This is a genomic window from Mycobacterium shunyiense, from assembly GCF_058270075.1.
The window spans coordinates 1-1,110 of the sequence record NZ_JBZDPU010000044.1; the positions used below are offsets into that span (position 1 = coordinate 1).

A 1,110-nucleotide genomic window follows, 5' to 3' on the forward strand; every position below is an offset into this window, starting at 1 on the left:
GCAAACTCGGCTGGGGTGAGTTCGTCGTGGGCGGAGTGGGGTCGGTTGGCGTTGTAATCACGACGCCAGTCCTCGATGATCACACGGGCTTCCAGCAGCGAGTCGAATCGCCACAAATTGAGCAGTTCGTCACGCAGTCTGCCGTTGAACGATTCGATCCAGGCGTTCTGCCACGGCGAGCCGGGATCGATGAAAAGTGAACCGGCACTGTTGAATCGGCACCAATCAGCTACGGCGTGCGCCACGAACTCGGGACCGTTGTCGAACCGCACGTAGTGCGGCGCCCCGTGCATGAGCACCAGGCGATCCAACACGTCGGCGACACCGTCGGCGTCGATGGACCGATCGACTGCGATCGCGAGTGCCTCGCGGGTGAACTCGTCGATCACGTTCAGCATCTTGAGGGTGCGCCCATCAGCGGTGGTGTCGAACTGAAAGTCCATCGCCCAGATGACGTTCGGACGAATCGGTGACATTGCACCTACGGCGACACCGATGCCGGTCAGCCTCTTCTTGCGGCGACGCTGAGGGACCCGCAGGCCCTCCTCACGCCACAGCCGACGGATTCGCTTGTTGTTGACCTTCCAGCCAGCCCGGCGGGCCATCTTCGCGGCCCGTCGCCACCCCCAGCGCGGCCGGTCGGTGGAGAACCGGCGCAGCCAAGCTCGCAGCTCGGTCTCCTCGGTGGTGATCGGCACCGGTGTCAGGCGCATCGTTGAGCGGTGCAACCCTACGACCGAGCAGGCGCGGCGTTCAGACACCCCGAACCGCTCACGCAGCGCCGTAACGGCACTGCGCTTGCGGTTCGGGGTCAGAAGTTTCCCGCCGAGATCTCCTTGAGCATGTCGATGTCGAGGGCCTGGTTGGCGACCAGCTTCTTGAGTCGAGCGTTCTCGGCTTCAAGCTCTTTGAGCCGTTTGGCGTCGTTGGCCTTCATGCCGCCGTACTGGGCCACCCAGCGATGCCAGGTGGACTCGGTGACCTCCAGGTGCCGGCACACCTCAGCCAATTCCTGACCGGTCCCGAGGAGCTTGTTGCCCTCGGCCAGCTTGCGGATGATCTGATCCGGGGTGTGCCGCCGGCGCTTATTCGTTGCCATGTCGTTGGTGA

1 protein-coding gene is annotated in these 1,110 nt (G+C 63.8%); it reads right to left on the reverse strand.

Features of this window, described 5'->3' with window-relative positions:
• Nucleotides 1-1,099 (reverse strand): IS3 family transposase gene (locus AC4ELH_RS35265; RefSeq protein WP_498889583.1). Its coding sequence is split into 2 segments (ribosomal slippage), with 1,100 coding nucleotides annotated over them: nt 1-829 and nt 829-1,099; the frame shifts between segments, so codons are not numbered across the junction. This gene is flagged as partial in the annotation.
• Between the last annotated feature and the right edge of the window lie 11 nt (nt 1,100-1,110).